Here is a 25,270-nt window from a genome sequence, read left to right as displayed (position 1 = left end):
GATTTCGACGGGAGTCCGTGAGGGCTTGTAACTCCCACGGCCACTGGTAGTCGGTGCTCTATCTCGCCTTTGCGGTTTCTCCCGGAAAAGGAGGCGAGATGTGTGGGAAATAACAAAATCCTTTGGAGTATAGCATTTACCCTCTTCCTTATCGGCTCCACTGCCTTTTACGCGCTGGCCCTTTCTCCCCCGAGTCTGTCAGGGACGGGGGTGAACGTCGTCAGCAGTGGCCGGGGGACTTCGCAGGACGGGGGGGAGTACGTACTGGTTTACGGGAACGGAACGTACGGGGACATCGACTACGAGGTTTACACCTGGATGGTCCGGTATCCCCCGTCCGAGACTGACAACATGGACTACCACCTGAGTAGCTGGCGGTTGAAGTCAATCATCACCGCGGAAAGTTACCTCAACATGTATGTTGAAGACGCACTCATGAAGAGCAAAAGCAACAGCACTGAATTCTACTTCTTCCAGGAGAACCACGTGATCATCCTCAACAGCACCGTGAGCAAGAACGGCCAGCTCATAAGCTCGCGGGTTGAGAACAGGTCCATCAAGTTGAACCCGAAGTTTGCGTATATCCGCTACGCGGTTTTCAACAACTACGTGGTCGTTGTAGAGGTCTTCGGCCACTGGAAGTCCCTGACCGTGGATGACCCCCACGATGAGTTTGCCCAGATTGTGTGCTACCCGGACGAGTTCAACAGAACCGTCTGTGATGAGACATTCCTGGCGGAGGAGTATGATTCCTACGAATCATCGATAGACCCCTCCAAGATCGGGGTCATGGGCAAGTCCCTCGGCGGCGTGCTCTCGAGGAACGTTCTCAACGCGGTTCTGAACCATATAAAGTCCTCGCCCTCTCCACCCCAGGTGACCAAAGTGACCATAATTGATGAATCGGGGAACGGCGTTGACGTCAAGCCCGGCTACCTCGGAAATGTTCCCTTCACCGAGGAGGACGTGAAGAACGGGGTGAAGCTCACCTTCATGTTCCACACCTTTGACGAGAACGCGAACGTTAATTCCTACTCCTTCTCCTACTCAGGGCCCGGCGGACCTGCGAGCGGGGGTGCGATGGTGTTCAACGACATCATGGAGTTCTACTCCTTCGCTGCCAACTCTCCGAACAGGACGCTTGCCTACACCTACGCCGGCTGGGTCACCAACGCCTCCGGGGGCGTCGTTGTCCAGGTTTACATCCCGCCCGGAAAGCTCAAGGAAGGACCCTTCTGCGTGGCGGTAAACGTCAACGACGGCGACGGTAGTGCAACTGCCGAGGTGAGCTGGACGTTCGTCCCCAAAGATTCCCAGGCAGGTTCACCCGGCTACTCCGTGAAGATAACCGCCCCCCGGAACGGGGCAACGCTCAAGCAGATCTTCGACGGCTACTTCACGATGTCCCTCCTGGCTGACGTGAATGGGAGCGGCGCTAAGGATCTCTACGCGGTTGTAACACTCCCGGATGGCTCCAAAAAGCGCGAAGCTGTTATGGGAGGCACCATCGCGGACATCATAGATGTAAGCGACCCGACGGTGAAGGGCGGAACGGTCAGGGTTGACCTCTACGGCACGGTGAACGGCACCAGGAAGCTCCTCGCATCTGACTCCGTAAGGGTCAGCTTCGTCTCCAAAGAGGTTCCAGGAGACAACATCGACAACGACCTCGACGGCCTGGTTGACTGCGACGACCCTGACATAGCGGCCTGCGACGCCTGCATCCAGCAGAAGAAGCTTGAGTGGGCGGAATCGCTAATGAACAGGCACATATCCTACATCCAGAAGATGATGGAGGTCTCCCCGGAGATGAAGTCCGTCTACGAGATTTACATCGACCACCTCCACGAACTCCACGACAATTACAAAGACGATCCGGACAGGATGGTCAAGGAGATGAACGACTACATGGAGGCCAAGGTCTACGCCAACCAGAAGATAAACAGCTACCTGAGCATCTTCAAGGACGACCCAGAGAAGAGGCACCAGCTCAGGCTTATAGCGGAGGAGTACCGCTACGACCCGATAATGCGCGACATCAAGATGAAGGACTTCATATACAGGAACGCCCAGAGCGTGGCCGAGAGAACCGCGATTACCAACGCGATAATAACCGGCGTAATAGAGCCGCCGCAGTGGCTCGTCGGCGGCCAGTACGGTTCTGGAGGAGCAATCGATTGGGCGCACTTCGTAGCTTCTAACTTTGAGAAAGTTGGAGACACCGTGAAATTCAAGGGGAACGCCAAGGTGAAGATGCTCAGAACGCCCGCAACCGTCTATCTCGTTGCCCTCGACGCGAAGGCCTTGATGGACCAGGCGAGGGAGCTTCAGAAAATGAACCTGCCCGAGAACACTAAAGTCTCGATAATCGTCCTCGACGGGGCGACGAAGATAGGAAAGCTCCTCGACCCGACGGGCTACTTCGGCAACATGGCGGACGCTACTTTGGGTGCCATCGTAAACCTCAGGAAGAAGATAGAGGAGCGCAACCAGGGATGGTTCACCTGGAACGGCTACGTCCTCCACGAAACAGCTATACCGGGAGTCTACGAGGACTACGAGACCGGCAAGAAGTTCAGGCGCGTTGATGGCGGTTGGCTGAGCTCACCGAACTTCGTGGAGGTGGGGACCAATGGGTAAACTCACCGTCTTAATCGTTCTCCTGCTACTTATAGGGCTTTACGTCTACTACACGAACCCCCACATAATAGACGACCTCACCCGGGGGGTCGACGACTTCAGAAACGGCTCCCCTGGTTCCGGGGGAGATTCCGGTAGGGGGACTCAGACCGAAACTCAGACCGGGGCAGGGAGCGGAGGAAGCTTCGGAGGGACCGGCTGGGTCGCGAACAACACCACTGGCTCCCCGGAGGTTTACATAGGAGACAACTTCGCGGCCGTGCCGGTTAATTCGAGCTACATTCTCTTCGCCGACAGGAACAAGGACGGAAAGATCGATGCGGTGTACATGGACACAACGGGCGACGGGAACTACGATACTGCCTACCTCGACGAGGACTACAACGGGAAGACCGACACGTGGAAGACGACCTTCAACGGCGTCTCCTCCTACTCGTGGGACGTTACCGGTGACGGGATCCCCGACGTCTACGACACCAACGGCGACGGGAAAGTCGACGCATGGGATTTGAACTCAGACGGCGTCATAGACGAGAGAGACGTTGACTACGATGGGAACCCTGATCTCCACGACTACAACTTCGACGGGGTCTTCGACGAGTTCCAGACCAACGTGACCTTCGCCCCTCCGGAGAGCAGAAACACCTCCGGAACCGGCGCAGCCGGCTTCTCCTGCCCCGACAACGAGGAAGACGCCTACAGGCTCTACGTGCAGGCCTACAACAACGTGACACAGCTAATGGCTGAGAACCAGTCGTCGAGCGACGAAGCTAAGAGGGCCTACGACATCTACCTGAAAGCGAGGGAGTGCTACGAGTCATTCTCGTCCTCAACGACCTCATCCTCGGGCCCGGTAACTGGGACGCTCGGGAAAATCCATAGGGTAACGCTCGACACCGACGGGGCCATGGCGGTCAAGTTCTCGACCGGCGAGGTCAAAGCGAGCTGGACTAGCGGCTGGGAGGACGTTGATCTCTCCGCCGAACCCTGGTGCGTCGACTATCCCGCCCTGCTCGGCCACTACGTTGACATCGGCGAGATGAGCTTGGATGAAGTTACCATAAACGACATTCCCTCCTCGGGCTATCCGAGCAGTGAAGTGGGCGAGGAGGTAAAGGCCGGCCACGTTTATGTCAATAAAAACTCGGACGGAACCTACACCGTCTTCGCCCTCGTGAGCCACGAGAAGACCGGCGACTGCTCTCACAGGATAACGATAGCATACAGGAACGTGGAGGGCTGAGGATGGAGGGCGAACCCCTCACGGGCTTCCACGTTTTCGGGCCGCTCCTTGGGTTTTTCATTTTTTGGCCATCCTCGCCTTAGTTCTCTGGGCGGTGTGGCGGCTGGTAAAGTGGATAGCCGCCGGAAGGTGATAGTATGGGACTCATCAAAAAACTGGTCGTTGGCTTTTTCCTGCTCCTGTTCATAGGCGCAGTGGGTATCTTCGGCATGCAGTACTATTATCTCAACACCTACGATAAGGTGCCCGTCGAGGTCAAGACCGAAACGGTGAGCGGCGACGTCTTCTACCTCTCGCACGTCCTTCCCGCGGGCAAATACTACATCAACGCGAGCAGTGAGGGGACGGTGGAGAAGATAGTAATACTCGACGAGAAGGACAACGTTCTGACCGAATCCGAAACTAACAGCATGATATACGGCTCAAGCAAGCCTTTCCAGGTCAGGGTTGAGTACAAGGCCCCGCTGAACGTTGATTCCTACAGGGTCAGCGTCGGCATATACAGGCTTGAGAAGAAGTGATCCTTTCGTTTTTTCAATACGGAAAAAGGAGGAATGAGTATGAGAAAGTTCATCTTTGCCCTGCTCGCGGTGACCCTCTTGGTCACCGTGGCGGGCTGTGAAAACCCGGACACGAACGTGAGCACGGAGAAGACCCTCACGATAAACGAGGTAACCGTTCACTACTCCGGCGATGTGTCGCTCTCCCAGGCTAAGGCAGTTCTGAACTTCGTCCGCGACAACTTCCAGATAAACGGGGAAACTGACGTCTACGTCTCCAAGAGTGGGGATTCCTACACAGTAACGGTGACGACCCCCTACGAGAGCGCGGGCGACATCGACAAGGAAACGGCCTTCTACGTCAAAATAATGGCCTCCAAGATGTCCCAGGATGTTTTCAACGGGGCAAAGGTCACGCTGAAGCTCCTGAACGGCGATGAGGAGGAGATATTCTCGGCGGAGAGCAAATACGCCTACATCGAGTCGAACGGGATAACCGTCTGGTACGCAGGTGTTAGTGAAGACGACGCTCAGAAGGTTCTCGACTACGCGGTTTCCGTCGCGGGAAGCGGCCCGTGGGACATATTCATCGACGGGAGCAACCCATACACGATAGGTGCCATGAGTTCGTTCAACAGTGCCGATGAGATAGGCGACGCTGAGAGCATATACCAGGAGATGGCTGCGGACCTCTCCGAGAGGCTCGGCGGAAACCTCGTCCTCAGGGTTCTGAACCCGAGCGGGGAGGAGATAGCGAGGTTCACCAGCTGAGGCGAGGGAAATGGAGAAAGTCCTCCACGTTGTCGGCAATCTTGACTACAAGAGGGGCTTCATGAGGGAAAGCAGGGCGAGCCTCGTCATAACGAACGAGAGGATGATAGTGGTCTTTCTGACTAAGGAACTCGCCAAGGAGATTAAGAAAGAGGCCGGAGGGGGCATTAAGGGCTTCCTCAAGGGTGTTGCCGGTGCCTACGGCCACTGGAACAAGTACTACGAGATGTCGCCTGAGGAAATCCTGAAGGAGAGCCCGGAGAACTTCGAGATACCGCTTCGCGAAGTCAAGGAAGTCAAGATAAAGAGCGGCGACTCTGAGTCGGGGAAGAGGGGTGAGATTGAGGTCAAAGGGGGAAATAACTACAAGTTCTACGAAGGGGACGCCACGATTCACATCAGGGAACTGAAGAAGACCCTTGAAGGCCTCGGCATAAAGGTCAAGGCCCCGCGCTTCAGCCTCCTCTGAGTTTTTCCCTTTTTGTGTTTGGGAAAAGATTATATTTCTCCCGTCTCACCACCAAACATAATTCTCACGGGTGGTTATCATGGGAAAGTACTTCGGAACCAGCGGCATCAGGGAGGTCGTAAACGAAAAGCTCACACCTGAGCTGGCTTTGAGGGTCGGAAAGGCCCTTGGAACTTACCTCGGCGGGGGAACGGTCGTCGTCGGAAAGGACACGAGAACGAGCGGTGAGATGCTGAAGAACGCTCTAATAAGCGGGCTTCTCTCGGTCGGAGTAGAGGTCATAGACATCGGTTTGGCTCCGACTCCCCTAACCGGCTTTGCGATAAGGCTCTACGGGGCGGATGCGGGCGTAACGATAACTGCCTCCCACAATCCCCCGGAATACAACGGCATAAAGGTCTGGCAGCCGAACGGGATGGCCTACACGCCGGAGATGGAGGCTCAGCTTGAGGCGATAATCGACTCCGGAAACTTCAAAAAAGCTCCTTGGAACGAAATCGGAAGGGTTAGGAAGGCAGACCCGAGAAAGGAGTACATCAAAAGGGCCCTTGAGATGGTTCACCTCGACGGCTCCTACACCGTCGTCCTCGACGCCGGCAATGGAGCTGGTTCAATTATAAGCCCGTACCTCCAGCGCGAGCTTGGGAATAAAGTCATCTCGCTCAACTCCCACCCAAGCGGCTTCTTCGTTCGCGAGCTTGAGCCGAACGCCAAAAGCCTTTCCGCTCTGGCGAAGACAGTGAAGGCGATGAACGCTGACGTTGGAATAGCCCACGACGGCGATGCTGACAGGATTGGGGTAGTTGATGACAGGGGCAACTTCGTCGAGTACGAGGTGATGCTCTCTCTTATAGCGGGCTACATGCTGAGGAAGTTCGGGAAGGGAAAAGTCGTCACCACGGTTGATGCTGGCTTTGCGCTGGATGACTACGTAAGGCCCCTCGGCGGTGAAGTCATCAGGACGCGCGTCGGGGACGTTGCGGTTGCGGATGAACTTGCCAGACACGGCGGCGTCTTCGGCGGCGAGCCGAGCGGGACGTGGATAATCCCCCAGTGGAACCTCACTCCGGACGGAATTTTCGCCGGCGCTCTTGTTATGGAGATGGTTGATAAACTCGGCCCGCTCAGCGAGCTTGCCAGAGAAGTCCCGCGCTACGTAACTTTGAGGGCAAAAATCCCCTGCCCCAACGAAAAGAAGGCTAAGGCAATGGAAATCATAGCTAGGGAGGCACTCAAGACCTTCGACTACAAGCGATTGATAGACATCGACGGTGTCAGAATAGAGAACGACGAGTGGTGGATTCTCTTCCGTCCGAGCGGGACAGAGCCGATAATGAGGATAACCCTTGAGGCACACACGGAGGAGAAAGCCAGAGAGCTGATGGAAAGGGCGAAAAGGCTGGTGAAGAAGGCTATTGGGGACATCCAAATTTAGCTTTTTTCTAAATCCTCTTTCGGGGCGGAGGGTCAGGCTACTAACCTCATGAGAAGGTTCCACTCCCTCTCATTCCAGGCCTCCCTCTCGGTCACCACGATCACGCTTCCGTTGTTAACATAGGCGATGTCCCCGAGTGCGCTTAGCCACTTGGCAGTTGCTTCAAATCCGTTGTACATATTGAGGTACTCAATGCCGTCGATGAGGGCTATGCCCCCGTTTCCAGCTGTTTTTAAATACCTGCTCACGGTTTCTGTGATCTTGGGGAGGTTTGTGGGGGATACCGTGCGTTCGCGCTCTATCTGGCTTATGGTGTAAACAGTCCAGTTCTCTGGGGCCTCTCGTGGGTTCCTTGTGAATGCCAAGAGAGGAAGTTCCTTGATCGGGGGTAAGAGCTTTTTGTACTCCTCTGGAGACAGCAGAGTAAGTCCAGGCTTGATTTCTTTGAGTGGCTTTGAACGTTCTGGAGGGAGCTTTAGGAACTCTTCCTGTCCCGCGAACCTCACAAAGAAGTATGCGATAAGCAGGGTCAGCGCAGCGCTCAGCGAGAATCCAAAGGGTGCGAACCAGTCAACTGGCCGGAGCAGGGGGTAGTCCATCTCGTGTGCCCCATAAACAATCAGTAGAATCCCAAGGTACTTCAGAGTGTTGCCGTAGAGGTTCCTCAGACCCAAGAGCAGAAAACCTGAAAGGAGGATAAAGAGGCCAGAAACCACGTATGCGACGCCAACCGTGGCGAGCCAGTTGGGGGGACTTGAGCGCTCCGCGGTAAGCATGTAGAGAGTGAGGATGAGTGGGGTTAGGGAGACGTAGTAGCCACGGCTGACCGTAAATGAAAGTCCCTCCTCATCGAGGAGTTTGAGACTCCCATAGAAGAGGAGTGAAGCGAAGAGGGCTTCCATGGTGATGGTGGCCGTTTCGATTTCAATGAGATCACCGAGAACCTGCAGGGAGGCCGTCAGGAACGCAACGGAGAAAATCAGGGCGGACTTTCTAAATGATCTCCGATAAGAGTACCAAAGATAAATCGCGGCGAAGAGCTTTGCACCGAAGCTTAGGGTCTGTCCGGTGTGAAGTAATATCACATTCATTTGGCCTCCCAGCTTGTTGTTATGGGGAAAACTACCTAATAAACTTTGTGCGATTATCGCACCTGCTGTGAGCCATGATGTTCAAGGATGTTTGCGAGCCTGTTAAGGCTCTCTTCGATATCCCCCTTGTCAAATTCTACGTAAACCCCCTCCGGGAACCTCGCCATAAGTATCTCGAAGAGTATCCCCGGTATCTCTACGAGCCTGAAGCCCTGCTCCCCCACAAGCTCCTTCGAGCGCTTTAACCTTTCCTCCTTGCCCAGGTAGAAAAACTCCTGCATAGCCATGTATGGGTATTTTTCGGGGTCGCTTGAGCTGGTGTGGAAGACGCCGCAGGTTGGTGAGCCTTTGACGCCGACGAACACTACCTTTTCGGGCTTCTCTTCGGTAAGAACCCTTCCAACGAAGTCCGCTATTACCTTTGCCCTTTCTCGCATGCCCAACTTCTCGTAGACTTCCCTGCTCGCTGGGGCGCGGGGCCAGCCGATCAGCTCGAACTCCGGGCATGGATATACTAAAACCTGCCACTCATCGTCGAGCTTCCCGAGAAGCTCACGGAGCCTCTTGGCCGTTTCGTACTCCTTCTCCTTTGGCCCTCGGTAGACGTAGAACGGGCTTAGCAGGCAGGGGGCGATGACGAGGATGTTCATGTTACTCAACTCCGAAGATTTTTAAGAATGGGACTTGTCAACGAATACCTCAGAGCGACTCATAATAGGCCTCCTTAAGGCGCTTGTAGTCTATGCTCCCAACTTTCTCAATCACGAGTGAATCCAGAAGATCGTCCACGTCCTCGGGGATTATCTTTATCCTCACCTTAGAGTGCTCTCTAAGCTTGGGCTTTTTTAACGGCTTTAAAACGCCGTCCTCATAGATGGCCTCAATGATCTCCCTACCACCACCGTCTCTCATTTCACCGAACTCCCTTTAAACCTTCCCCGCGATGTCGTCTATTATTCCTTTAACTTTCTTCCGCAGCTCCTCCAGAGTGCCCTCGTTCACAATGATATAGTCCGCGAGGTCCTTCAGCTCGCTCGTGTGGTAGAGCCTTTCCTCGGCGTCGTCCATCGCTTTGAAGTCCTCAAAGCTCTTGATAGTCTTATCCTTGCTCGCCTTTCTCCTCATGAGGCGCTCGAACCTTATCTCTGGCCTCGCCTCGACATAGATGACCTTTCCGCCCATTCTCTTTATGGCCTCTATCTCCTCCTTTGAGCGGACTCCGTCGATGACGATGTTCCTGCAGTGCCTCTTCTTGTCAACGGCGAGTTTTATCAGGATGTCCCCGCCGTACTTGTCCTTCAGGTACTTCCCGAACTCGATAAGCCTGTCGCGCGTCGGCTCGGCCTTCTCCGGTAGCTCCGGGATCCACGAGTAGTCGGAAACGTTGTGGGTCAGCAGGTCTATCAGCGGGTCGCTGCAGGAGACCCTGCAGAAGCCTTTCTCCTCGAAGAACTTCGCGACGGTTGTTTTTCCGGCGGCAATCTTTCCAACAACACCAATTATCATTTCCTACGCCTCCAGTAGCGCCATATTACGTTTGCCCCATCCGTTGATTCCATAAGGCCCTCGTACGTTAGCTCAGCTACAAAACGGATGAGGGCGTCGTAATCAATCATTGTGGGAAACTCAAAGCCGAAGAGGTATTTCAGTTCAAAGAAGCCGATGTGTAGGAAGCGGAACGGGTTGAGGAGAGCTATTCCCTCGCTCCACCTCAGCCCGAAGGGGAAGTCCGCGAGAACGAGCTTCGCCCCCCTTTCCTTTGCAAGCTCCACGAGCTTTTCCTCGTTCGGGGAGAGGAGCTCTCTCGGCTCTCCTTCCACGGGCTCGTATTGGAGCTTGGGGAAGGTATACTTTAGTCCAACCGCTTCGTGGGGCAGGTTTAACCTCTGGGCGAAGCCTATTAGGGCCTTAGCGTTGAAGCTGAGGAAGACGAGCGTTTTAACGTCCCCTTTCACCTCTGGCCACTTCCGAGGAGGGAAGCGCTTTTCCGCCTCGATTATTGGAAGCAGAAACTCCAGCTCGGTGTCTTCTACCAGCCTCTCGGCTTTCTCAAGCTTTCTCCTTTTTATTTCGAGGTCGAGGTTGGAATAAACCGTGAGCTGTTTAACTCCAAGCCTCTCGCGGAGCTTTCCGATGACGAAGCTGTTACCAATGAGGACGCTCTTGTCAGTTCTGTCGTGGGCTATTATGAAGAGCTTGTCCCCCTCCGGGTCATAGCGAACCTCGTCTATCCTGAACGGACTGTCCGGAAAGCCGTTCTCACGCCTTATCTCCCTCACCAGTTCCGAAATCTCGTCGACGGTGAACATGGCAACCCCACTTCGCAGGCGGGCTTTTAAGGTTCTCGCCGCAATTTTGTTCCATATTGGGAACAAAATTTTATAAATTGCGGAACAAATTCGATGCCGGTGATGGGAATGAGGAAGATGAGTTCGAGGGAAATAGCAGTCATTGGAATAATGCTCGGCCTCTCGCTCATGTTCGAGGTCATCCCAATAGAGATGCCTACCATCTGGGGCATGAAGATAGACTTCGTTGCGGTCCCAATAATCATGGCCTACCTCTTGACGGGGTTCATCGGCGGTTTGACGGCGGTTCTACTGCTCTTTGCAGGTTTGAGCATAGTATCGTCGGCAAGCTGGCTTGGGGGCATGATGAAGGCCACCGCCACGTTTACAGTCCTGGTTGGGCTTGAGACTGCAAGAAGGATGACAAAATTCAGCCTTGAGAACCCTACCAGGGGACAGCTGATCCGCTTCGCGGTCCTGGCTTATCTGATTGGAGTCGCCCTCAGGATCCCGCTGATGGTTGCACTGAACTACTACGTGGCCCTCGAGATATGGCTCGGCATCCCGCAGGAGAAGGTCGTGGAGACGGTTGAGGCGTGGACCGGCGTTCCTTTCTGGGTCGCTATCGGCCTTCCGAACGCGATTCAGAGTGCCATAGACGTTTTCATCGGTCTGCTGGCGACGCTCCCGGTCCTAAGGCGCGTGCCGCATCTTCTCGAGTGATTTTTCTCGGTTATCCGTTACTTTCTATTCGCCTCGAAACGAAGAAAAGAGAAACGTCAGAGGTTGCCGAGTATCTCATCCCCCTCGATCGTCCTCTCACAGTAGTGGCAGCGGAGTTTTAGCGGCTCCCTGCCCTCAACGTGGAACCTTGACCTCACGTACTCGTGGTTGCTGACGCAGTTGGGGTTTGGGCACCTCAGGATGCCCACTATCTCGTCGGGTATGGAGACCCTGAACTTCTCGGCCACTCTGTAGTCCCTGACTATGTTAACCGTCGCGTTCGGGGCGATGAGTGCTATCTTGTTGACCTCCTCCTCGCTTAGGAACTTCCCCTCGACCTTTACTATGTCCTTTCTACCCAGCTTTCCGCTTGAAACGTTGGCCGCAAGGAGGAGAACGCCGCCGTTCACCCTGTTGAGACGGAGTATCTCGATGACCTTGAGGCCCTTGCCGGCGGGTATATGGTCTATCACGGTTCCCTCTTTGATGGCGGTGACCTTAAGTTCGCTCACTCTATCACCCCCAGCGTGAGCCCGAGGAGGGCCATCCTGACGGGAACGCCCGAGAACACCTGGCGGAAGTAGAGGGCGTGCGCACTCTTATCCACCTCCGGGTGTATCTCGTCTACCCTCGGTAGCGGGTGCATTATTTTCATGCTCTCCTTGGCGCTCTTCAATAGCTCGCAGTTCACCCGGTAGCTGCCCTTCACCTTCAGGTACTCCTCCTCGTCCGGGAAGCGCTCCCTCTGAATCCTCGTCACGTAGAGGACGTCCAGTTCCGGAATGGTTCCTTCGAGGTCGGTCGTCTCGTGAACCTTGACGCCCTTCTCGCGGAGCTCGTCAACTATGTGCTTCGGCATTCTCAAGAGCTCGGGCGAGATGAGGTAGAGCTCGACGTCGTAGAAAGCTAAAGCTTCTGCTAAGCTGTGGACAGTCCTGCCGTACTTCAAATCGCCCAAGAGGCCTATCGTGAGGCCGTCTATCTTTCCGAAGGCGCGCTTTATGGTGTAGAGGTCGAGCAGAGTTTGCGTCGGGTGCTGGTTGCTCCCGTCGCCGGCGTTGATGACAGGGATATCTGCCACCTCGGCCGCTAACCTTGCCGCACCTTCCATGGGATGTCTTATCACTATCACGTCGCTGTACTGCTCGACGGTCTTTATAGTATCTGCCAAGCTTTCGCCCTTCTTAACGCTCGTGCTGGCAGCCGATGAAAAGCCTATAACCGACCCTCCGAGCCTGTGCATGGCACTCTCGAAGCTAAGCCTCGTCCTCGTCGACGGCTCGAAGAACAGCGTCGCCAGGATTTTGCCGCGCGCGTAGTCGAGCGAACCCTTCTCGTTGAGCTCGTTCTCAAGCCTTTCAGCAACCCTCAAAACAAACTCGATATCCTCCTTGGAGAAGTCTCGTATGCTTATCACGTCGCGTCCTTTCCAGTCCATAAAAGCCCTTCCGGTGTAAAAAACGATGGGTTTTTAAACGTTTTTTGACATAAAACTGTTGATATCAGGGCGGTAGCCCTTTAAGCACTGGTTCAAAATTTCAATAACCTGGTTTTAGGGTGGTAACATGAGGACGCCGAGCGTTTACATCGCCGAGGAGCTGATGCCCTACCTCCGTGCACAGGTTTCCAAGAAGCTGTACATGGAGGGGATGACGCAGTCCCAGATAGCAGAGTACCTCGGCATAACCCAGGCGATGGTCAGCAAGTACCTTTCCGGAAAATACAAGAGGCCCCCAGAGGAAGTTGCGAGAAAGCTCGATTCGATAGCGGACGAGGTTGTCAGGGTAATTCTCTTTGGGGGTAGCCGGGCAGAAGTTGTGGTCATCACCACGAGGCGTCTGTTTGATCTCTTTCAGAGCGGCTTCCTCTGCCGGTTCTACTCCGCCTATTCCGGTGTGAGTGAGGAGCTCTGCCGCTCGATGTTCTCGGTCCAGAGGGACAGGGGTGAAGTCCTTGAGGTGCTCAACCTTGCCCTGGCGGAGCTCGCGAAGCTTGAGGGGTTCCCTTCGCTCATCCCAGAGGTTAGGAGCAACTTCGCCTACGCCCTGCCATCACCACGGGGCCCGGAGGACGTCGCTGCCGTTCCGGGGAGGATAACCACCGCCAGGGGCCGGATATTCGCCCTCCCGCCGGAGTTCGGGGCGAGCCGTTTTACCGCAGGCGTACTGGTCGAGCTCGGGAAGCTCGCTCCGGGGATAAGGAGCGTCCTCAACATCCGCTACGGTGACGATGTGGAAGAGGCCATGGAGATGGCGGGCTTCAGGGCAGCCAGGGTGAAAACTGGCGGTCTGTCAGAGAAAGAGGCCGTGAAGTCTATCGCAGAGGTCTTCGAGTCCGAAACCTACGACGCCGTTGTCGACGAGGGTGGACCCGGCGTTGAGCCGGTAGTGTACATCTTTGGGGAGGACCCGTTTGAGGTCGTGGATAAAGTCAAGAAGCTGGTGGAGAGCCTTGAAGAGGTCGGGTGATGGTCTTTTACTGGCTTATCTGGCCCTTCTGCTGTTTTTGAACCTTTTCCCGGCGGTTCCCACATCTCCTGTGGAGAACGGCGATAAGCTGGCCCACTTCTTGATGTTCCTTCTCTTGGGATTCATCGGCTTTGCCCGCTGGCCCTGCCTCCTCCCGGTCCCCTTCCTCACCGAGCCCCTCCAGCTTTTCATCCCCGGAAGGACGTTTTCCCTCTGGGACATGGCCGCAAACCTAATAGGCTTTTCAGCGGGGGTTGTAATCGGGTGGTGGTATGAAGGTTCACGTGGAGGAGCTTCGCTTCTCGACAGAGGGAGAGATTGACCTGGTGGACATAACCCATGAGGTCGAGGGGGTCGTCAAGGAGTCTGGGATAAAGAACGGGCAGGTTTTGGTATTCGTGCCCGGAGCGACGGGTGCGATAGTCACGATAGAGCACGAGTCCGGCCTCCTGGAGGACTTCAAGAGAGCTCTGAGAGAGCTTGTTCCTAAGGGAAAGGGATACCTCCACGACAGGATAGACGACAACGCCCACAGCCACCTAAGAGCTACACTCCTCGGGGCAAGCGAGTGCTTCCCCGTCATCGACGGTCGTCTTGTTAGGGGCACGTGGCAGCAGATATTCTTCGTTGAGCTCGACGTCAGGCCGAGGCACAGGCGCGTTATAGTGCAGGTTATGGGGGAGTGAGAAGTTAGACTTCTCAACCCTTTTATAAACCTTGAGAAGTGTAGGTTCTCACCATTTATAAACCCCTTCATAGCGACACCAAAATCGCCCCGATGACTATTAGGAGTGCCCCGAGTGCCGTTTTCAAGTCCATCTTACTCCCGAGGACGAGCCACGATAGGAATATCGCTAGGGCAACGCTGGTCTTGTCTATCGCGATAACCGAGGGGACCCTTCCGTTCTTTATGGCCATGAAGTAGAACAGCCACGAGAGCGCCCCGGCAAGCCCGGAGAGGGTTATCAGGAGGAGAGCCCTGCCGTCAATTTCGCTCACATTTGTCGAGCCGCTAAGAAACGCGACACCCACCAGGAAGACCGCCATTATAACTGCCCTCACCGCTGTTGCTAAAGTGGGGTCGACATCCTTAAGGCCGAGCTTCCCGAATATCGGGACGAGCGAGGCGAAGAAAGCGGCCAGAACGGCGTAGATTATATACTCCCTCATTCCGGTCACCTAAAGGGGGTAATAACCCGCCCAAGTTCATCGGCCCCGCCTTCGGCGGCACTCCCCGGGCAGGGAAAGTTGAGAATTTTTCCCTAAAAGGCTTCCGGTCAATACACTATGGGTCCGTCGGGGTTTTCCATATGTTCACCTGGCCCTTCCTCGTATTTGCCTGTCCTCTTGACGAGGATGTAGTAGATGATAGCCCCGAGTATCGTTGTGAAAAACGCCACCAGAACCCAGATGACCTTCTCAACGTCCGGCATCTTCTTCTGCTTTGTCATAACGTCGTAGATGACCCACACCAGTGCGATCAGCTGGGCCACCATCAGCGTGAGACCGAGAATCCAGACAATCTCGAAAAACGCCATCTCCCCCATGCCACCACCACAGGGGGAACAACGTAATAGAATAAAAAGCTTTCAGTGCAGAATATGTGAAAAAGAGAGAGGCTCACTTCTTGAGCTTCTCGCACTTCTCGACCCAGTCCTTGAGGACGTCCTTGAGCTTCGGCTCTCCGATCTCCTCAAGCTCGTAGCGGACGCGAACGGCAGGCTTGTTGAGGTTCATGAACCTGCGGAGGTCGACGGGGGTGCCCATGACGACAACGTCGGCATCGGCCCTGTTGATGGTTTCCTCAAGCTCCTTGATCTGCTTCTTGCCGTAGCCCATGGCCGGCAGAATGACGTCGAGGTGCGGGTACTTCTTGTAGGTCTCGACGATTGAGCCGACAGCGTAGGGCCTCGGGTCGATTATCTCGGCAGCGCCGTACTTCTTGGCGGCGACGTATCCAGCACCGTACTTCATGCCGCCGTGGGTGAGGGTCGGGCCGTCCTCCACAACCAGAACGCGCTTGCCCTTAATGAGCTCCGGCTTGTCGACGTAGAGCGGTGAGGCACCGTCGATGACGATGGCGTTCGGGTTGATCTTCTCGATGCTCTCGCGGACCTTCTGGATGTCGTCCCTGTTGGCGGTGTCGATCTTGTTGATTATGATAACGTCCGCGGCGCGGAAGTTGGTCTCACCGGGGTGGTACTTGAGCTCGTGTCCCGGCCTGTGCGGGTCGGTGACGACTATCCAGAGGTCGGGCTCGTAGAACGGGAAGTCGTTGTTTCCGCCGTCCCAGAGGATTATGTCGGCCTCTTTCTCGGCCTCGCGGAGGATCTTCTCGTAGTCAACGCCGGCGTAGACGACCATGCCCCTGTCGATGTAGGGCTCGTACTCCTCGCGCTCCTCGATGGTGCACTCGTGCCTGTCGAGGTCCTCGTAGGTGGCAAACCTCTGGACGACCTGCTTTCTGAGGTCTCCATAGGGCATCGGGTGCCTTATGGCGACGACCTTGTAGCCCATCTCCTGGAGGAGCTGGGCGACCTTCCTTGAGGTCTGGCTCTTTCCGCAGCCGGTTCTGACGGCGGTGACCGCTACTACCGGCTTGGTGCTCTTTATCATCGTGCTCTTCGGTCCGAGGAGCCAGAAGTCGGCTCCAGCTGAGTGGGCCCTGCTCGCGAGGTGCATGACGTGCTCGTGTGAGACGTCGGAGTAAGCGAAAACAACGATGTCGATGTTGTGCTCCTTGATTATCTTCTCAAGGTCGTCCTCGCTCCAGATCGGGATTCCGTTCGGGTAGAGCTCTCCGGCGAGCTCGGGCGGGTAAACCCTTCCCTCGATATCCGGAATCTGAGTCGCGGTGAAGGCAACGACCTCGTACTCGGGGTTGTCCCTGAAGAACACGTTGAAGTTGTGGAAGTCCCTTCCTGCGGCCCCGAGAATAACAACCCTCTTTCTCCTCTTCTCGGCCATTTTGACCACCTCAAAAGTTTGTAATTCGGCATTAATGCATGGTTTTTGGCATTTATAACGGTTTTTGTTTAATAATGCAAGGTTCTGTCGCGGTTTATTCGGCCCAAAAACGGATGAACTGAAAAACATTCAAGCAGGGGTGGATGATCTCCGTCCCGATTTACCCGGGGCGTTGATAACCCCTAGATACTTCTATCTCCTGACGTCTACAACCTCCGCACCCTGGTACTCGACGATTTTTTGCGGCTCTATCCTGAGCAGCCTGTCGATGGCCCCTCCCCCGCCTATGACGTACTCGTTTTCGAGAACCTTGGGATCAACTATTGTCCTGAGCGGAACACCAACCGGCGGGACTCCCCCGACCTCGTACCCGGTGAGCTCCTTTACCTCTTCCGGCTTCGCGAAGCGGCACTTCCCGAAGAGCCTCTCCAGCTTTCCCATGTCCACCCTGGACTCGCCGTCCACTATGACGAGCAACGGCTCCCTCTCGCTTATTATCACGAGCGACTTTATAACCTGCTTCGGAGAGGTCCCGGTTTCCCTCGTGGCCTGCTCAACGGTCTTCACCGGCCTGCCTACCTCGAGAATCTCAGCGCCCAGTTCTTTGGCTATCTCCTCAAGCTTTCCCATCGTCATTCCTCCGGTCGCTTTTAGGGCGCAACCGTTAATAAGTTCTCCGCAAATACTGGAAATGGGATGACGATGTTTCCGATCGAGGTCAGAACACACACTGCTCTGCACGTGGTCAAGGGTGCTGTCGTTAAGGTTCTCGGCGAAGGTGCAAAGTGGACGGCGTCGACCTATGTCAAAGGCAGCAGGGGAGTCCTGACGGTCAAGTTCGATCGAAAACCTACGCCAGAGGAGATAGCCGAGATAGAGCGCCTCGCCAATGAAAAGGTAAAGGAAGACGTCCCGATTCGGGTTTACGAGCTGCCCAGGGAGGAGGCCGAGGAGCACTTCGGCGAGGATGTGTACGACCTCTTCCCGATCCCACCCGAGGTAAAGACGCTCAAAGTCGTTGTCATTGAGGGCTGGAACGTTAACGCGTGCAAGGAAGAGCACACGCGAACGACCGGGGAGATGGGGGAGATAAAAATCCGGAAAGTCCGCTTCAGGCGGAGCAAGGAGCTGCTTGAGATAAGTTTTGATGTTGTGGGGGTTTAAGCCTTCGTCCGCGGAGCCAAAACGTTAATAAACTATAATGCGTAGTAAAATTGGGTGGGGATATGAAGCCGGGTCTCAAAGTATATGCATTGGGAGTGTTCCTTGCGTTCATTCTGCTGATAGGGTGGTTCTTCAGGCCGTGGTTTCACGGGCTGGTGATGGGGTTTTACAGGAACCCAGCGTCTTTTTACATGTTCGCGGCACTTGCAGCGGTAATCGTGATACAGGTCCGAAGACCTGGGGCAGCAGGGAGGAAGGCCCTCTTCCCGGCCGTCCTCGGGCTGATCGTGGTCATCTCAATATTCGCATCCGCCCTGGCATCGCCATTTTCCAACACCGCCCTCTACAAAGCCTATCACCCCTCGGAGGTCACGGGAGAGCTCAACCTGTCCACGGGCTACATAAGGATACTTCCCAAGTTCACCGCCTACCGCTACGCAATAGACACCATTGAGTACGCCCGCTACACCCTGAGTTCCGGCCACCTCACGATGCTTAACGGCACGCCGGTGTGGGGCTTTTACATTGTCCCCGATGGGGCGTGGAACGCGATACGGCTCAAGGACAGGGGAGTGCTCTTCGTTGACATGGGGACGACGCAGGCAAAGATGCATCGCATTGAGGAGGAGCTCCAGGTGGGACCGGCAATGCAGGTCTTCGACAACCTCGAATGGGCCCTCTACAAGAAGCACTACCTCGTTGACCTCGACCTTCCGAGGGCCCTCTACCACAACGGCAGGCTCTACATCGTGGTGCCCTACATCTCCTACAGCTTCCGCGTCTTCTACACTGTTCCGAGGTGGGGAGGCGTTTTCATAGTGGACGAGGAGGGCAACGTCGAGGACTTGAGCCCGGAGGAAGCCCTCAGGGACGAGCGCCTCAGGGACTTTCCACTCTTTCCCGAGGCCCTCGTGAGGGAGGTCGTGGAGGCCCAGAACTACTGGAAGGAGAACCCGTTCTCGAACATAAAGAACCTATGGCTCCACCACGAGAACCAGATAGAGCTCATTGATGTAAGTGGCCAGGGGAACAGGCAGCCCTTCCTCGTCGTGGCAAACGATGGGAGGAAGTACTGGATGACCGCAGTGGAGCCTTACGGGAAAGCCCACGGCCTGGCGGCGATATACCTCATGGACGCGCGCACGGGTGAGATGAGTCAGGTGAAGTTTGAAGTGCCCCTAACCGGCCCCGTTAAAGCCATTGACTATGTAAAGAAGGCCCTGCCGACCTTCGACTGGAGCCAGTTCATGGCGGTCGAGCCCATTCCAGTATTCCTCGAGGGGACGCTCTGGTGGAGGGTCGCCATAATCCCGAGGAGCGGCTCGGGTGTGGCGAAGATAGCCTTCGTCAACGCCGAGAGCAAGGAGGTTAAAATATTCGAGAACGAGCGTGAGGTCAGGGAGTTCCTCCTCAAGGGCGAGGTCGTCCAGGCGGAGGAGATAACCGGCCAGGTGAAGGCCCTCTACTCCTACATAAAGGATGGTAACACCCACTGGATACTCGTGGTGGGCAACAGGACGCTCTATATAAGCGCGGCCGACCTGAGCGAGGAGCTAATCCTCAAGCTGGTGAGCCTCAGGGAAGGCGACACCGTGACTTTGAAGGTGAGCGAGGGAAGGGTCGTTGACATCGAGAGGGGCTGATTCAGCCCCTCACCCACAGCGCCCCCGCCATGCCGAAGTATGTCGGACAGGCGTAGGCGCTCTCCTTTAACTCGAAATTCCCTACTCCCATCGCACCGAGCATTATTAGCATCTGCCAGTAGCTATCGACTAAAGCCTTGTTCACCAGCTCCTCTGAAATCTTCGGGAGCTCCTCGAGGCGGTTCTCGTTTATCAGCCTCATAATAAGCCTGTCGTACTCCTCGCTCTCCTTCCTGTATCCATAGGGCCCGTTCTCGTCGTGCGCGTGCCCGTGGTCTGCACTTACAATCAGCGCGATTCTCTTTTTGCTCTTCTCCATCACTTCCCCTAGAGCCTCCCCGAATTCGATGAGGGTCTCCCTGCTTAAACTTCTCGCAGGCGTCAGAAGGACGAGTGGCTTCTTCTCAAGGAACTGGAGCGGTATCAGCTCCCCCCAACTCAGTGGCCAGCGGGAGTATTCCCCGCGAAGTGAGGCGAAGTGCAGGTCAACGACCGGGAAGCGGTCTTTCGTCGCCTCATATATCCCCTCCGCAAGCTCTCTATCGGTCTCCCACTCCCCTGGAAGCTCTACGCCGTCAAAGCCGAGCCACGAGATTAGATGCTCCGCCATGACAATGCCAAGGTGGTCACTCATCCTGACGTTGTGGGGGCTGATGAGGACGTAGGAGTCAGCTTCTTTGAACTCCTCGCCTATCTTTCTGAGGACTTCCGTGAGCCTCCGTGTCTCATCGTCTTCCGGTTCCAGGACGGGATTTCCATGGGGCATAATCGCGACTCCGATCAGCATGGTATCACCGGTGTTGTTACATCTTTCCCATTTATACGTTTTTTTGGTTCTACCCCTTTGCTGTTTTCTTCTGGATTTTAGGCTGGAGTAAAACATTTAAACGTTTACACCGTTGTAAATGTATGGTGGGTGGTATGGATTTTGGCCTGTTTATGGAGCGCTACGGTTATGCGCTCCTGCTCAGGCTCATGGTTATCCTGTCGTTCGGTGTTATGGTCGGAACGCTGCTCTTCTGGGGTTACTTTACCAACGGCATCGCTGTGATCTTTGGGTTGCTTTATGCTGGGATCATGATCCTTCTCAAACGCCTTTATGAGTTCCTATTTGGTGAAGATCCCAATGCTATATCCGAGAAAACCGAGGTAGACAGGGAACGGGCAAGGTCCTTCTTTATGAACCGCTTCTGATGCAGCTTTCTAGTCCTTCAAGCGGACACTCCCTAATCTCATCCCCTTCTACCTGGAAAAGCGTCTTCAGCCCGGAGCCGGTGAGAATGGAGACAACCTTCGACCCCTCGGAAATAACACCACTCTCGGTGAGCTTCTCCAGTGCCGCTACTCCGGTTGCGCTAGCGGGCTGGACGAAGAAGCCCTCACCGGCCAGCTTCCTCTGGGCTGTGGCTATCTCCTCGTCGTTCACGGAAACGCAGAGCCAGCCGAACTCGCGGAGGAGCTTTAGAACCGCATTCCCGCTCGGCGGGTAAGGGTTCGCTATGGCCTTGGCTATCGTCTTCGGCTTTTCAAAGCGCTCTATTCTCTCCCTTCCCTCTTTGAACGCCCTGCATATCGGCGAACAGCCTTCGGCCTGTACCGCAACGAGCGTTGGGAGATCGTCAATCAGCCCGCTTTCCTTCAGTTCGATAAAGCCCTTCGCAATTCCCCTGAAGAGGCCTCCCGAACTCGTTGGGACTAGAACGTAGTCCGGGCTTAACTCTTCGGCTATCTCGAATGTTATCCCCTTGTAGCCCTCGATTCTGAAGGGGTTGTCCGAGTTGATGAAGTAGACGCCGAGCCTTTCTCCCAGCTTCAGGCTCTCGAAGTAAAGCCTTCCGTAGTCGCCTTTGACCCTTATCACGTCCCCGCCGTAAACCGAAACGGCTTTCAGCTTCTCGTCGCTCGCACTCTCGGAAACGAGGATTTTGGCATCAAGGCCGAAGCGCGATGCATAAGCCGCAACGCTCGCCGCCATGTTGCCGGTCGAGACCGTTCCAACAGCCTTATAGCCCGCTTTGAGGGCATAGCTCATTGCCAAAAACGTCCCCCTGTCTTTGAAGCTCCAGGTTGGATTTACAGTCTCGTTCTTGAGGTAGAGCTTTACGTCGAGCTCCTTTCCGAGCTTTGATCTAATCAGAGGAGTGTCTCCCTCTCCGAGTGAAAGCTCAAGTTCAGGCTCAACGGGCCAGAAGTCCCAGAAGCGTTCCCAGACGCTTTTCCCTATGTACGGTTCGCCCTTTAAGAGTTCGAACTCAACTGGCTCTCCGCATTCACACCTCTGGACGGGTTCCTCGTACTCCCTTCCGCAGACGGGGCATTTAAGCTTCATCTCACTCCCTCCTGACTGCCTTCAGAAGAACTGTTTTTCCATCAACATATATCTCCCTGCTGGCGTAGGAGTTATCCTGGGCCAGCTTTTTGAGGGTTTCCGTGAACTCCTCTGCGGCCCCCTCGTTCGAGAAGGTGATCCCCCAGAGCAGGACGTATCCGTCGCTCGTCCTTGCGAGGATGAGCCTGTCTCCAAGCCATGCGGTTGAGACGTTCCACGCGGTCTCGTTGTCGAGCTTTGCAACGTCCTTGAGGAGGACGTAGACATAGAAAGCTCCCATCCTGTCATCCCTTAGAACCTGAGAGCCGTTTGGCGGCGATAGAGCCACGTTGACCGGCGTGAAGTTTTTGAGATAGAGTTCCGGCTCCATGACCTCTAGGGTTGTCCTGGGGTAGCGGGTGTATGCCCCGTTCACGAGCGTCCAGTTCCCCCTCTCGTAGAGGTAGCGGACGAAGCTGTCCCCGAAGACGTAGGGGAATATGTGGACGTCGGTGAGCGGGTCGCCGCTGAGGGAGCGTATCTTGTGGATTGGAATTCCGTTCCTCTTGCAGTAGATGTCGGCCACGAGGTCGGCGTCGCCTTCCACCAAAGCCTGAACCGCGAGGGTTCCGTCGAATGTGTCGGCACCGTACTTCGCGTCGAACCACTGCTTCTGGAGCACGTGGACGCTCTCGTGGGCCACAGTCCTCCTGGCCGTGTCGAGGTCGCCCATGAAGTTCTCCCTGATAATGTATATTGTGTTCCCGACTGTCGCCGCTATCCAGCCTGCGCTCCTCTCGTGCTCCTCCTTGATGTAATCGTAATCTGGCGGAAGGAGGAGCGTCATCTTGTAGACCAGCTCCTCCCTGTGGAGCCTCTCGAGGTCGGGCTTCCCCGGCTTCCACATCTCGAGGGCCTTCGCCCTGGTTATAACGACTATTTGGGGGGGCTCCTTGAAGTTTAAACCCCTTATCTCTTGGACTTGGCTCAGAATTAGGTTTACCTGGTCGAGAACGGCGTTCGGGTGGGTGTTCAGCCTGACCGCTGAGTAGAGGGAAAGGAGCAGAACCCCAAGGAGGACCAGGGCCAGAATCCTATCGTGAGGCTTTCGCATGGAAAAATCTTGGAGGGGAAGTTAAAAAGGGCTTTGGTGCAATCCTCCATCACTCACCGAACTCGACGAACTCTTCCTTCATGCCGTCCCTGGTTATGACGACGACCTGCACCTTCCTGCTGCCGGTATAGACGTCGCGCTTTCCTGCGGTTCTGACGGCCCTAATTGCTAGCTCCTTTGCCTCATCAATGCTCATGTCCTTCCTAAAGCCGTCTTCAAGGACAGCTATGGCGAAGGGACTGCCGGAGCCCGTGGCAGTGTAATCGTCGAAGATTAGACCACCAAGCGGGTCGAGATTCGCCAAGGTCGGTTCATCAACGTAGCCGCCTATGATTATCTGAACCATGTACGGGAACCACTTGTTCTCATTGAGGATGTTGCTGAGCAGGTTGGCCATGGCCTTGGTGCTCATGGGCCTGCCCCAGGTGAACTGATAATACCTCGCCTCTGCTTCGAGCATTCTCGCCAGCGCCTGGACGTCACCGACGCTCCCTGCTGTGGTTATCGCTATCCTGTCTGTGATCGGGACTATCTTCCTTATGTTGAGGGTCTCGACCATGTGGTCGAGGGAAGCCTGTGTATCGGCGGCCAGAACGACGCCGTCCCTGGCCTTTATTCCCACGGTGGTGGTACCGGTCTTCTTGGTCTCCATTCTCTCTCACCCCTGAGACTAGTTCTCACGCCCCGTTTTAAACCTTTGTGAGTTCAGGAACGATAACCCTGTGACCATCTACCTCTGCTATCCTCGCCCTTACCCCGTAAACTTTCTCAAGAACCTTCGATCCCAGTTCTTCGGGGTGTCCCTCCCAGTATTTGCCGCCCCTGTGGAGCAGAATCAGCCTGTCGGCGTAGCGGAGGGCTAAATTAAGGTCGTGAAGGACGGCTATGACTATCTTTTCCTCTTTGAGCTCTTTTAGGAGTTCCATGACCTCCAGAGCGTGGTTTATGTCGAGGTGGCTTGTCGGCTCGTCCAAGAGGATCACATGGCTTCCCTGGGCTAAGGCTCTCGCTATGAGGACGAGCTGGTACTCCCCGCCGGAGAGGTTTGTAACGGGCTCTCTCCGCCTCTCCCAGAGGCCGACGCGCTTTAACGCGCTCTCAACGTCGCCTCTCGTTGCATAGGTCCCCATCTCAGCGAACTCCTCTATCGTGAATGCGAACTCCGGGAAGGAACTCTGTGGCACGTAGGTTATCAGTTTGGCCCTCTCGCGGGGCTTCATCCGGATTAAGTCTCTTCCATCGAGCTTAACGGTTCCCCTCGGTGTCAGGATACCCACCATGGCCTTCAGGAGGGTGCTCTTTCCGGCCCCGTTCGGCCCGATTATAGCAAGGAGTTCTCCTCTCTCCGCCGTGAACCTGATGTTTTTCAAAACCTCCCTCTCCCCGTAGGAGAAAGAAACGTCCACTTCCAGCTTCATGAGTAAAGCTCCCCCCTCTTGTGCTTCATCAGGAGGTAGAGGAAGAAGGGCGCGCCCATCATAGCCGTCACTATGCCTACAGGAATCTCCGTCGGCCTCGATAGGACCCTGGCTATGAGGTCTGCCGTGACGAGGAGAACTCCTCCGAAGAGCGCGCTTGCTGGTGTTAGCTCCCTGTGGTTCGGTCCGAGGATGAGCCGCATTATGTGCGGCCCCATAAGCCCGACGAAGCCGATTATACCAGAGGTCGAGACCGAAAAGGCCGTGAGTAAGGTTATAGCGCCAATGAACAGCCTTCTGTAGAGGTGGAGGTCCAGGCCGAGGGCTATGCTCTCCTCTCCAAGGAGGACGAGGTTCAGCTCGCGCCACTTCCATACGAGGAAGCCGAGTCCGAGGGCGGAGACGAGCACCATCTTTCCCACATCGCCCCACGTTGCCCCGTTGAAGCTCCCCATGAGCCACATCCACGTGAGCGTTGCCCTGTCCTGATGGCTTAGGAGGATGTACCAGGTGGCTGCACTCGCGAGGAAGCCGAAGGCTATTCCGGCCAGCAGGAGGGTGTCCACGGGCACTTTTCCGTCAACCCTCGAGACGGAGTAAACAATGAAGACCGACAGTATCGCCGAAACGAGGGCCGCCAACCCCAGGTGACCATGCCAATATACGGAGGCCAGCGCCGCCCCCAGCCCGGCCCCGGCGCTTATGCCCATTATGTACGGATCCGCCAGGGGGTTGCGGAAGAGCGCCTGGCTCGCGGTTCCGGCTCCAGCCAGACTGAGTCCAACGAGGTAAGCTAATAGAACCCGTGGAAGACGGATCTCCCAGACGATCACGAAGTAACTCGGCTTCTCACCGGGGTCTATTGATGGGAATAGGCCGTGGAAGGCTTCTTTTATCCCGTAGGCAATTGAGGAGGTTATATCGGATGGGCTGATGCTCACCGAGCCTATGTAAACCCCGAGGAACAGGGATGTGATTGAGAGTGTGATGAGCGCAGGTAGCCACTTTCTCATGGCACCGGATTATTT

Annotated in this window: 30 protein-coding genes; 13 read left to right on the top strand and 17 right to left on the bottom strand. The window is 55.5% G+C overall.

Features of this window, described 5'->3' with window-relative positions:
• Positions 1 to 102: 102 nt before the first annotated feature.
• The 6 genes from A3L08_RS10050 (at position 103) to glmM (ending at position 7,058) form a co-directional block, all read left to right on the top strand.
• On the top strand, positions 103 to 2,640 hold the full coding sequence (locus A3L08_RS10050) for a hypothetical protein (RefSeq protein WP_232461739.1): 2,538 nt from the start codon (positions 103 to 105) through the stop codon (positions 2,638 to 2,640).
• The gene (locus A3L08_RS01145; RefSeq protein ID WP_088853296.1) at positions 2,633 to 3,883 is read left to right on the top strand and encodes a calcium-binding protein; all 1,251 of its coding nucleotides are present in this window, start codon (positions 2,633 to 2,635) and stop codon (positions 3,881 to 3,883) included. The genes A3L08_RS10050 and A3L08_RS01145 overlap by 8 nt, the downstream gene beginning before the upstream one ends.
• 137 nt (positions 3,884 to 4,020) lie before the next feature.
• Positions 4,021 to 4,404 carry a hypothetical protein gene (locus tag A3L08_RS01140; protein ID WP_088853295.1) on the top strand — a complete coding sequence of 128 codons (384 nt, stop codon included), beginning with the start codon at positions 4,021 to 4,023 and terminating at the stop codon, positions 4,402 to 4,404.
• A 39-nt stretch (positions 4,405 to 4,443) separates the two neighbouring features.
• On the top strand, positions 4,444 to 5,154 hold the full coding sequence (locus A3L08_RS01135) for a hypothetical protein (protein WP_088853294.1): 711 nt from the start codon (positions 4,444 to 4,446) through the stop codon (positions 5,152 to 5,154).
• A 10-nt stretch (positions 5,155 to 5,164) separates the two neighbouring features.
• A complete protein-coding gene (locus tag A3L08_RS01130) occupies positions 5,165 to 5,623 on the top strand; it encodes a hypothetical protein (protein ID WP_088853293.1) in 459 nt (152 codons plus the stop codon).
• A gap of 79 nt (positions 5,624 to 5,702) precedes the next feature.
• A complete protein-coding gene (glmM, locus tag A3L08_RS01125; protein WP_088853292.1) occupies positions 5,703 to 7,058 on the top strand; it encodes a phosphoglucosamine mutase in 1,356 nt (451 codons plus the stop codon).
• A 32-nt stretch (positions 7,059 to 7,090) separates the two neighbouring features.
• Here glmM and A3L08_RS01120 read toward each other — a convergent pair whose 3' ends face one another.
• The 5 genes from A3L08_RS01120 to A3L08_RS01100 are packed head-to-tail and all read right to left on the bottom strand — an operon-like array spanning position 7,091 to position 10,458.
• Complete coding sequence (locus A3L08_RS01120; RefSeq protein ID WP_088853291.1) at positions 7,091 to 8,149, bottom strand: DUF835 domain-containing protein; 1,059 nt, start codon at positions 8,147 to 8,149, stop codon at positions 7,091 to 7,093.
• Between the two features lie 53 nt (positions 8,150 to 8,202).
• The gene (locus A3L08_RS01115; RefSeq protein ID WP_088853290.1) at positions 8,203 to 8,799 is read right to left on the bottom strand and encodes a DUF523 domain-containing protein; all 597 of its coding nucleotides are present in this window, start codon (positions 8,797 to 8,799) and stop codon (positions 8,203 to 8,205) included.
• Between the two features lie 49 nt (positions 8,800 to 8,848).
• On the bottom strand, positions 8,849 to 9,061 hold the full coding sequence (locus A3L08_RS01110) for an antitoxin family protein (protein WP_088853289.1): 213 nt from the start codon (positions 9,059 to 9,061) through the stop codon (positions 8,849 to 8,851).
• A gap of 15 nt (positions 9,062 to 9,076) precedes the next feature.
• Complete coding sequence (locus A3L08_RS01105; protein ID WP_088853288.1) at positions 9,077 to 9,655, bottom strand: AAA family ATPase; 579 nt, start codon at positions 9,653 to 9,655, stop codon at positions 9,077 to 9,079.
• Complete coding sequence (locus A3L08_RS01100; protein WP_088853287.1) at positions 9,652 to 10,458, bottom strand: hypothetical protein; 807 nt, start codon at positions 10,456 to 10,458, stop codon at positions 9,652 to 9,654. Before A3L08_RS01100 ends, A3L08_RS01105 begins: the two co-directional genes overlap by 4 nt.
• 102 nt (positions 10,459 to 10,560) lie before the next feature.
• Here A3L08_RS01100 and A3L08_RS01095 point away from each other — a divergent pair, with 102 nt between their 5' ends.
• Positions 10,561 to 11,160, top strand: coding sequence for an ECF transporter S component (locus A3L08_RS01095; protein ID WP_335755219.1), 600 nt, complete (start codon positions 10,561 to 10,563; stop codon positions 11,158 to 11,160).
• A gap of 56 nt (positions 11,161 to 11,216) precedes the next feature.
• Here A3L08_RS01095 and pyrI read toward each other — a convergent pair whose 3' ends face one another.
• On the bottom strand, positions 11,217 to 11,672 hold the full coding sequence (pyrI, locus tag A3L08_RS01090; protein WP_088853286.1) for an aspartate carbamoyltransferase regulatory subunit: 456 nt from the start codon (positions 11,670 to 11,672) through the stop codon (positions 11,217 to 11,219).
• Positions 11,669 to 12,598, bottom strand: coding sequence for an aspartate carbamoyltransferase (gene pyrB / locus A3L08_RS01085; RefSeq protein ID WP_088853285.1), 930 nt, complete (start codon positions 12,596 to 12,598; stop codon positions 11,669 to 11,671). The genes pyrI and pyrB overlap by 4 nt, the downstream gene beginning before the upstream one ends.
• 127 nt (positions 12,599 to 12,725) lie before the next feature.
• Between pyrB and A3L08_RS01080 the strand changes: the two genes are divergently transcribed.
• The 3 genes from A3L08_RS01080 to A3L08_RS01070 are packed head-to-tail and all read left to right on the top strand — an operon-like array spanning position 12,726 to position 14,314.
• The gene (locus tag A3L08_RS01080; RefSeq protein ID WP_088853284.1) at positions 12,726 to 13,628 is read left to right on the top strand and encodes a thiamine-phosphate synthase family protein; all 903 of its coding nucleotides are present in this window, start codon (positions 12,726 to 12,728) and stop codon (positions 13,626 to 13,628) included.
• Positions 13,612 to 13,950, top strand: coding sequence for a VanZ family protein (locus A3L08_RS09975; protein ID WP_088853283.1), 339 nt, complete (start codon positions 13,612 to 13,614; stop codon positions 13,948 to 13,950). Before A3L08_RS01080 ends, A3L08_RS09975 begins: the two co-directional genes overlap by 17 nt.
• Positions 13,901 to 14,314 (top strand): secondary thiamine-phosphate synthase enzyme YjbQ, encoded by a 414-nt coding sequence (locus tag A3L08_RS01070; RefSeq protein WP_088853282.1) that lies wholly within the window; start codon positions 13,901 to 13,903, stop codon positions 14,312 to 14,314. The genes A3L08_RS09975 and A3L08_RS01070 overlap by 50 nt, the downstream gene beginning before the upstream one ends.
• A gap of 67 nt (positions 14,315 to 14,381) precedes the next feature.
• Here A3L08_RS01070 and A3L08_RS01065 read toward each other — a convergent pair whose 3' ends face one another.
• The 4 genes from A3L08_RS01065 to A3L08_RS01050 all read right to left on the bottom strand — a co-directional run bounded on the left by A3L08_RS01065 (position 14,382) and on the right by A3L08_RS01050 (position 17,231).
• Positions 14,382 to 14,798 (bottom strand): EamA family transporter, encoded by a 417-nt coding sequence (locus A3L08_RS01065; protein WP_088853281.1) that lies wholly within the window; start codon positions 14,796 to 14,798, stop codon positions 14,382 to 14,384.
• Between the two features lie 107 nt (positions 14,799 to 14,905).
• On the bottom strand, positions 14,906 to 15,175 hold the full coding sequence (locus tag A3L08_RS01060; protein ID WP_088853280.1) for a PLDc N-terminal domain-containing protein: 270 nt from the start codon (positions 15,173 to 15,175) through the stop codon (positions 14,906 to 14,908).
• Between the two features lie 73 nt (positions 15,176 to 15,248).
• Positions 15,249 to 16,595, bottom strand: coding sequence for a cyclic 2,3-diphosphoglycerate synthase (locus tag A3L08_RS01055; protein WP_088853279.1), 1,347 nt, complete (start codon positions 16,593 to 16,595; stop codon positions 15,249 to 15,251).
• Between the two features lie 192 nt (positions 16,596 to 16,787).
• Complete coding sequence (locus A3L08_RS01050) at positions 16,788 to 17,231, bottom strand: aminoacyl-tRNA deacylase (RefSeq protein ID WP_232461738.1); 444 nt, start codon at positions 17,229 to 17,231, stop codon at positions 16,788 to 16,790.
• A 66-nt stretch (positions 17,232 to 17,297) separates the two neighbouring features.
• Between A3L08_RS01050 and A3L08_RS01045 the strand changes: the two genes are divergently transcribed.
• The gene (locus tag A3L08_RS01045) at positions 17,298 to 17,759 is read left to right on the top strand and encodes an alanyl-tRNA editing protein (RefSeq protein ID WP_088854850.1); all 462 of its coding nucleotides are present in this window, start codon (positions 17,298 to 17,300) and stop codon (positions 17,757 to 17,759) included.
• A 62-nt stretch (positions 17,760 to 17,821) separates the two neighbouring features.
• Complete coding sequence (locus A3L08_RS01040; RefSeq protein ID WP_088853277.1) at positions 17,822 to 19,402, top strand: hypothetical protein; 1,581 nt, start codon at positions 17,822 to 17,824, stop codon at positions 19,400 to 19,402.
• A gap of 1 nt (position 19,403) precedes the next feature.
• On the opposite strand, the gene A3L08_RS01035 is transcribed toward A3L08_RS01040, so the two are convergent.
• A complete protein-coding gene (locus A3L08_RS01035) occupies positions 19,404 to 20,189 on the bottom strand; it encodes a DODA-type extradiol aromatic ring-opening family dioxygenase (protein WP_088853276.1) in 786 nt (261 codons plus the stop codon).
• A gap of 122 nt (positions 20,190 to 20,311) precedes the next feature.
• On the opposite strand from A3L08_RS01035, the gene A3L08_RS01030 reads away from it, so the two are divergent.
• Positions 20,312 to 20,596 carry a hypothetical protein gene (locus A3L08_RS01030; RefSeq protein WP_157721566.1) on the top strand — a complete coding sequence of 95 codons (285 nt, stop codon included), beginning with the start codon at positions 20,312 to 20,314 and terminating at the stop codon, positions 20,594 to 20,596.
• On the opposite strand, the gene thrC is transcribed toward A3L08_RS01030, so the two are convergent.
• Genes thrC through A3L08_RS01005 form a run of 5 tightly spaced genes read right to left on the bottom strand, consistent with a single transcriptional unit; the run spans position 20,580 to position 25,255 of the window.
• The gene (thrC, locus tag A3L08_RS01025; RefSeq protein WP_088853274.1) at positions 20,580 to 21,731 is read right to left on the bottom strand and encodes a threonine synthase; all 1,152 of its coding nucleotides are present in this window, start codon (positions 21,729 to 21,731) and stop codon (positions 20,580 to 20,582) included. The genes A3L08_RS01030 and thrC overlap by 17 nt on opposite strands.
• Before the next feature lies 1 nt (position 21,732).
• Positions 21,733 to 22,824 (bottom strand): eCIS core domain-containing protein, encoded by a 1,092-nt coding sequence (locus A3L08_RS01020; RefSeq protein ID WP_088853273.1) that lies wholly within the window; start codon positions 22,822 to 22,824, stop codon positions 21,733 to 21,735.
• Positions 22,825 to 22,873: 49 nt separating this feature from the next.
• On the bottom strand, positions 22,874 to 23,476 hold the full coding sequence (gene psmB / locus A3L08_RS01015) for an archaeal proteasome endopeptidase complex subunit beta (protein WP_088853272.1): 603 nt from the start codon (positions 23,474 to 23,476) through the stop codon (positions 22,874 to 22,876).
• Positions 23,477 to 23,513: 37 nt separating this feature from the next.
• A complete protein-coding gene (locus tag A3L08_RS01010) occupies positions 23,514 to 24,242 on the bottom strand; it encodes an ABC transporter ATP-binding protein (protein ID WP_088853271.1) in 729 nt (242 codons plus the stop codon).
• Positions 24,239 to 25,255 carry a FecCD family ABC transporter permease gene (locus A3L08_RS01005; RefSeq protein ID WP_088853270.1) on the bottom strand — a complete coding sequence of 339 codons (1,017 nt, stop codon included), beginning with the start codon at positions 25,253 to 25,255 and terminating at the stop codon, positions 24,239 to 24,241. Before A3L08_RS01005 ends, A3L08_RS01010 begins: the two co-directional genes overlap by 4 nt.
• Between the last annotated feature and the right edge of the window lie 15 nt (positions 25,256 to 25,270).

It is taken from the genome of Thermococcus pacificus (assembly GCF_002214485.1).
GTDB lineage: Archaea > Methanobacteriota_B > Thermococci > Thermococcales > Thermococcaceae > Thermococcus > Thermococcus pacificus.
The sequence above is the reverse complement of the archived record's forward strand: the minus strand, read 5'-3'. Positions and strand labels throughout refer to the sequence as shown.

What these genes read in the sequence shown, in the direction of transcription:
- A3L08_RS01145 (WP_088853296.1), top strand. Translation starts at nt 2,633, where the DNA reads ATGGGTAAACTCACCGTCTTAATCGTTCTCCTGCTACTTATAGGGCTT.
- A3L08_RS01140 (WP_088853295.1), top strand. Translation starts at nt 4,021, where the DNA reads ATGGGACTCATCAAAAAACTGGTCGTTGGCTTTTTCCTGCTCCTGTTC.
- A3L08_RS01135 (WP_088853294.1), top strand. Translation starts at nt 4,444, where the DNA reads ATGAGAAAGTTCATCTTTGCCCTGCTCGCGGTGACCCTCTTGGTCACC.
- A3L08_RS01130 (WP_088853293.1), top strand. Translation starts at nt 5,165, where the DNA reads ATGGAGAAAGTCCTCCACGTTGTCGGCAATCTTGACTACAAGAGGGGC.
- glmM (WP_088853292.1), top strand. Translation starts at nt 5,703, where the DNA reads ATGGGAAAGTACTTCGGAACCAGCGGCATCAGGGAGGTCGTAAACGAA.
- A3L08_RS01120 (WP_088853291.1), bottom strand. Translation starts at nt 8,149, where the DNA reads ATGAATGTGATATTACTTCACACCGGACAGACCCTAAGCTTCGGTGCA.
- A3L08_RS01115 (WP_088853290.1), bottom strand. Translation starts at nt 8,799, where the DNA reads ATGAACATCCTCGTCATCGCCCCCTGCCTGCTAAGCCCGTTCTACGTC.
- A3L08_RS01110 (WP_088853289.1), bottom strand. Translation starts at nt 9,061, where the DNA reads ATGAGAGACGGTGGTGGTAGGGAGATCATTGAGGCCATCTATGAGGAC.
- A3L08_RS01105 (WP_088853288.1), bottom strand. Translation starts at nt 9,655, where the DNA reads ATGATAATTGGTGTTGTTGGAAAGATTGCCGCCGGAAAAACAACCGTC.
- A3L08_RS01100 (WP_088853287.1), bottom strand. Translation starts at nt 10,458, where the DNA reads ATGTTCACCGTCGACGAGATTTCGGAACTGGTGAGGGAGATAAGGCGT.
- A3L08_RS01095 (WP_335755219.1), top strand. Translation starts at nt 10,561, where the DNA reads ATGGGAATGAGGAAGATGAGTTCGAGGGAAATAGCAGTCATTGGAATA.
- pyrB (WP_088853285.1), bottom strand. Translation starts at nt 12,598, where the DNA reads ATGGACTGGAAAGGACGCGACGTGATAAGCATACGAGACTTCTCCAAG.
- A3L08_RS01080 (WP_088853284.1), top strand. Translation starts at nt 12,726, where the DNA reads ATGAGGACGCCGAGCGTTTACATCGCCGAGGAGCTGATGCCCTACCTC.
- A3L08_RS01070 (WP_088853282.1), top strand. Translation starts at nt 13,901, where the DNA reads ATGAAGGTTCACGTGGAGGAGCTTCGCTTCTCGACAGAGGGAGAGATT.
- A3L08_RS01065 (WP_088853281.1), bottom strand. Translation starts at nt 14,798, where the DNA reads ATGAGGGAGTATATAATCTACGCCGTTCTGGCCGCTTTCTTCGCCTCG.
- A3L08_RS01060 (WP_088853280.1), bottom strand. Translation starts at nt 15,175, where the DNA reads ATGGGGGAGATGGCGTTTTTCGAGATTGTCTGGATTCTCGGTCTCACG.
- A3L08_RS01055 (WP_088853279.1), bottom strand. Translation starts at nt 16,595, where the DNA reads ATGGCCGAGAAGAGGAGAAAGAGGGTTGTTATTCTCGGGGCCGCAGGA.
- A3L08_RS01050 (WP_232461738.1), bottom strand. Translation starts at nt 17,231, where the DNA reads ATGACGATGGGAAAGCTTGAGGAGATAGCCAAAGAACTGGGCGCTGAG.
- A3L08_RS01045 (WP_088854850.1), top strand. Translation starts at nt 17,298, where the DNA reads ATGTTTCCGATCGAGGTCAGAACACACACTGCTCTGCACGTGGTCAAG.
- A3L08_RS01040 (WP_088853277.1), top strand. Translation starts at nt 17,822, where the DNA reads ATGAAGCCGGGTCTCAAAGTATATGCATTGGGAGTGTTCCTTGCGTTC.
- A3L08_RS01035 (WP_088853276.1), bottom strand. Translation starts at nt 20,189, where the DNA reads ATGCTGATCGGAGTCGCGATTATGCCCCATGGAAATCCCGTCCTGGAA.
- A3L08_RS01030 (WP_157721566.1), top strand. Translation starts at nt 20,312, where the DNA reads ATGGTGGGTGGTATGGATTTTGGCCTGTTTATGGAGCGCTACGGTTAT.
- thrC (WP_088853274.1), bottom strand. Translation starts at nt 21,731, where the DNA reads ATGAAGCTTAAATGCCCCGTCTGCGGAAGGGAGTACGAGGAACCCGTC.
- A3L08_RS01020 (WP_088853273.1), bottom strand. Translation starts at nt 22,824, where the DNA reads ATGCGAAAGCCTCACGATAGGATTCTGGCCCTGGTCCTCCTTGGGGTT.
- psmB (WP_088853272.1), bottom strand. Translation starts at nt 23,476, where the DNA reads ATGGAGACCAAGAAGACCGGTACCACCACCGTGGGAATAAAGGCCAGG.
- A3L08_RS01010 (WP_088853271.1), bottom strand. Translation starts at nt 24,242, where the DNA reads ATGAAGCTGGAAGTGGACGTTTCTTTCTCCTACGGGGAGAGGGAGGTT.
- A3L08_RS01005 (WP_088853270.1), bottom strand. Translation starts at nt 25,255, where the DNA reads ATGAGAAAGTGGCTACCTGCGCTCATCACACTCTCAATCACATCCCTG.